Genomic DNA, 4,187 nt, shown 5'->3' with positions numbered 1-4,187 from the left:
ATTAACCGCCTTACCTGGCAACACCTTCGTTTAGTATAAAGAAACGTATTGTTTTGTCAATATGAAGGGGCTGTAACAAAATGAGCTTTTAACCCATTTTGTTACAGCCCCTTTTAGCATGTATTTTTTTACTGAACAGGCTGGCAGAGAGCATTGATATCTATCTTGCGGTCTTTTTCCAGCATGCCTGTTTCGACGAGGAAGTCCTGGGTCTTCGTAAGGTCTTCTATGTCAGCATCGGTGATGGCCGGGTTGAAATCGTACCAGCCAGCCATAGCCTGTACCTGGTCTTCCGTGAGGCCCGTTTCCGCGGCGGCTGTGCCGTAGTATTTCTGCGGATCTGCCAGGTAGTCTTTGACGACTTTTTCATGGGTCTGCATGAATTTCTTTGCCACTTCGGGGTACTGTTTGATAAAGTCGCTGCGCATGGCAATGACGATGGTGGCATCGAGGAGGCCTTTGCCCGTCGTCAGGATGCGGGCGCCGTCGTTTTTCATTTTCAGTGTCGCCGGACCTGCCAGCAGGGCTGCATCGGCACTGCCGCCGCTGAGGGCTGCCGCTGCCTGGGGGATGCCCATGGATACGAACTGGACGTCATCGGCGCTCATTCCTTCTTTAGCCAGGGCCGCCAGGAGGAGCTGGTGCAGGATAGTACCCTTCGGGCCGGCAATTTTTTTGCCTTTCAGGTCTTTGACCGACTGGATGGACGGGTCTTTGGTCATGATCATAAAGGCTTCCGGTGCCCGGCTGTAGACGCCGACGACCGTCAGGTCGATGCCGTTGGCCCTGGCCAGGATGGCACTGGTTCCGCCCAGAGCATGGCAGACGTCGATTTTGCCGGCAGCCAGGGCTTCCGTCTGTTTCGGGCCGGCATCGAGGTCGGAATAGGTAATGGTAATGCCGTCGTCCTTGAATGCTTTTTCAAATACCTGATCTTTCTTTTCTATGATGGACGGGATATTGAGGGGCGATTTGACATAGGTCATGTTGATTGTTTCCGGTTTCTTTGCCGCATTGGCCGATTTTTCCTGGCCGCAGCCGGCAAGGCCTGCCATGGCTACGACAATAGCCAGGCCTGCCAGTACGAGTTGTACGCTTCGTTTCATAGGGGAGTCTCCTTTTCTTCTTCAAGAATATGCAATATATCAGTTTTCAGTGCCATCCGTCCGGCAACAGATGGCCGGGGATAGGGCTCTTCGTTGGTGACGCGTCCGCCACAGCAGCCTTTGTGCATGACCAGGATGTCCTGCCCCAGCCGCACCGCTTCATCGAGGTCATGAGTGATGAATACGATGGTCATGGGCTGCCGCACATACTGGGCCATGAGCTCGTCCTGCAGTTTTTCCCGGGTAAAATAGTCCAGGGCCGCGAAGGGTTCATCCATGAGGAGCAACCGGGGCTGACACGACAGGGTACGCACCAGGGCAGCCCGCTGGGCCATGCCGCCGGACAGTTGATCCGGGTAGGCTTTGCGGAAGGAATCGAGGCCGAAGGCCTTCAGATACTGGCCGGCCAGCTCGGCCGATCCGCCCATGCCATGCCGCCAGATGCACACATTGTCTTCTACGGTCAGCCAGGGGAGCAGGCGCGGCGTCTGGAACATGACACCGGTCCGCGGGCGGGAGCCGCCAAAATCGAGGGTCCCTTCGTCCGGCCGTTCCAGTCCGGCCAGAAGGCGCAGGAGTGTCGTCTTGCCGCAGCCGCTCTTTCCGACGATGACCGTAAACGAGCCGTCCCGGATGGACAGGCTGCACCCTTTCAGGGCAGCTACCCGTTTGCCGTCAGGCAGGGTATAGAAGCGGGACAGGTCTTCCATGCGGATATCACTCATGATGCTCCTTCCTTTCTGTCCAGAGATAGCGCTGGCCTATGGCTCTCATGAGGGCATCAGCGGCGATTCCCAGGACGCCCAGGGTCAGGATGCCGGCCACGACGATATCAGGCCGGGCCATTTCTTCCCCGTCGAGGATGAGATATCCCAGGCCTGCCGCGGCGGCAATCATTTCCGCCCCGATGAGGGAGCGCCAGCTGTAGCCCAGGCCGATGCGCAGTCCCGTGTACATGGCAGGCAAGGCCTGAGGCAGGCGGATATGCCAGAAAACAGCCCGGGAAGACAGGCCATAGACGCGGCCCATTTCCAGCAGCTGTTCATCGGGGTGGGACATGCCGTCGAGGGTATTGAGGAATATGGGGAAAAAGGTCGCCAGGACGACGATGATGATTTTACTGGCCTCGCCAATGCCGAACCAGAGGATGAGCATGGGCAGCAGGGCCAGGGGCGGCACGTTCCGCAGAAATTCCAGGAGGGAATGGCAGACACGGAGGGCCGCCGGATGCAGGCCCAGCCAGATTCCGCTGGGAAGGGCCAGGGCCGCTGCGATGGCAAAGCCCGTCATGACCCGCATCAGGCTCGCCCCGATATGGCGGGCCAGCTGCCCCGACGCGGCCAGCTGCAGCCAGCTGGACCAGACCCGTTCCGGCGGCGGGACGATATATGAGCCCCACCAGTGCCCCATGCTTCCCAGCTGCCAGCAGGCTATCAGAAGCAGGGGCAGAGCGCAGATTGTCAATATCTTCGTTAGTATTCGTTTCATGGCATTACCTGAAAAAAACCTCCATGCCGAAAGCACAGAGGTCCCTTGTCATACATGTACTCCGCCTTTGCTGTGCAGACACCTTTACAGTGAAGAACGACATATAGATATCATGTTTGCTGTCAGAATCACTCTTTCAGCTCACATTCCGTATTATACCATAAGCACGGGAAGCATCACAAATCGTTCCCGTCATTCATCCCAGGCACTGTCCGGCAGATTTTCGATGTCCGGCCAGGCCGCGTTGATTGCCTGTGCCATGAGCTTCTTTCCTGCCGGATCCAGGTGGAGGCCGTCGAAGGCCAGTTCCGTCCGGAGCATCCCCTGGCTATCGTACATGCCCGGCGTAATGTCGATATGGACCTGGGAACGGATATAACGGTTGACGCGGCCGATCTGCCACTGCCAGTCCGGCGCCGTTTCATCGTCAAAAGTCCGTTTGATATTGTCGGGATTGACAGGCGGCACGGTCAGGAATACCGGACGGATACCGTGTTCCAGGGATTTTTTTCGCACCTCTTCCATATCGGAAATGACGACATCCGCCCCCAGGCCGTTGCGCAGGCTGTTCGATCCCATGAGGATCAGGAGATATTTCGGCCTGAATGGCAGGACATCGGCGTCGAACCGGTCTTTGGTCATGGTACTCGTATCGCCGCTCTGGGCCAGGTTGACCGCAGGAAAATCGAGGTACGACAGATAGCTGAAATCCCAGTCAGCCGGCGAATAGGAGACGCTGCCACCACCGTGGCTGATGCTATCGCCCAGGACGGCCACCGTATAGGGCGTATCCGGATCGGTCAAAAACGGCTGGGCATCGGACCAGACGCCGATGGGGCCCCCCTGCTCATCGAGGGCCCGGACCCGCCAGTAAAAGGGATGATTCCCATAGCGCGGCCGGGGATCGTATTTCTGAGCCGAATCGGTCCGGTACACGTCGATGCGGTGCTGTGACGGTTCTACGCCTCCGGGATTTTCCGGCGCTGAATCCAGTACTTCCACTTCATACTGGCTGGCTCCGGGTACGGGGAACCAGTCGTAGACGGGATAAAGCAGGACTGACCCCTTTCCCGTATTATACGCAGACAACAGCTCCGGCTTTTCTACAAAGGGAGCCATCCGGTCCAGGGGAACTTTTTCAATTGATGAATAGTCACTGACCCGGCGTCCCTCCATATCCAGCCCATAGACGCGATAGTAGAAACAGTCGTCCTGGAAATCATCCGGCAGGGCCAGTTCGATGCCGTTGGTATAGGCCCGCTGTTCCGGCATGACCGGTTCGTAGGCGATGTCTCCCGTTTTTTCATCCGGTTCCATCTGCCGCAGGACCTGCACATCGTACATGACAGCTCCATCTACACGGGTCCAGCGCAGGATGGGGTGGACCGGAGCCGGCGCTCCTTCCGAATAATGGCGCAGGAGAACCGGTTTTTCCCTATCGGTCCGGTCTCCGGACGAACCGTATATTTTCTGTGCTTTTTCCAGAGGCGGCGACACGATGAGCCCGTGATGCGCATTCTGCCGGGCTGTCGTAGCCAGGACGCCGTAGCCCAGGGTAAACGATAAGAGTAATAGTAAAATCAGCATACTTTT

At 57.4% G+C, this 4,187-nt stretch carries 4 protein-coding genes; all 4 read right to left on the bottom strand.

Annotated features, from left to right (window positions below; translation table 11 throughout):
* Window positions 1–128 precede the first annotated feature (128 nt).
* Window positions 129–1,106: an ABC transporter substrate-binding protein gene (locus DBO31_RS00760; RefSeq protein ID WP_150824206.1), complete on the bottom strand. Its 978-nt coding sequence runs from the start codon at window positions 1,104–1,106 to the stop codon at window positions 129–131.
* Entirely contained in the window at window positions 1,103–1,831 is a 729-nt protein-coding gene (locus tag DBO31_RS00755) for an ABC transporter ATP-binding protein (protein ID WP_113856437.1), read from the bottom strand. The genes DBO31_RS00760 and DBO31_RS00755 overlap by 4 nt, the downstream gene beginning before the upstream one ends.
* A complete protein-coding gene (locus DBO31_RS00750; RefSeq protein ID WP_113856438.1) occupies window positions 1,824–2,594 on the bottom strand; it encodes an ABC transporter permease in 771 nt (256 codons plus the stop codon). Before DBO31_RS00750 ends, DBO31_RS00755 begins: the two co-directional genes overlap by 8 nt.
* 192 nt (window positions 2,595–2,786) lie before the next feature.
* Window positions 2,787–4,187: SGNH/GDSL hydrolase family protein (locus DBO31_RS00745; protein ID WP_369907298.1), on the bottom strand; the 1,401-nt coding region annotated here is incomplete at its 5' end.

Origin of the sequence: Megasphaera sp. DJF_B143, assembly GCF_900320625.1 — a bacterium.
GTDB lineage: Bacteria > Bacillota > Negativicutes > Veillonellales > Megasphaeraceae > Megasphaera > Megasphaera hexanoica.
The sequence above is the reverse complement of the archived record's forward strand: the minus strand, read 5'-3'. Positions and strand labels throughout refer to the sequence as shown.

What these genes read in the sequence shown, in the direction of transcription:
- DBO31_RS00750 (WP_113856438.1), bottom strand. Translation starts at nt 2,594, where the DNA reads ATGAAACGAATACTAACGAAGATATTGACAATCTGCGCTCTGCCCCTG.
- DBO31_RS00760 (WP_150824206.1), bottom strand. Translation starts at nt 1,106, where the DNA reads ATGAAACGAAGCGTACAACTCGTACTGGCAGGCCTGGCTATTGTCGTA.
- DBO31_RS00755 (WP_113856437.1), bottom strand. Translation starts at nt 1,831, where the DNA reads ATGAGTGATATCCGCATGGAAGACCTGTCCCGCTTCTATACCCTGCCT.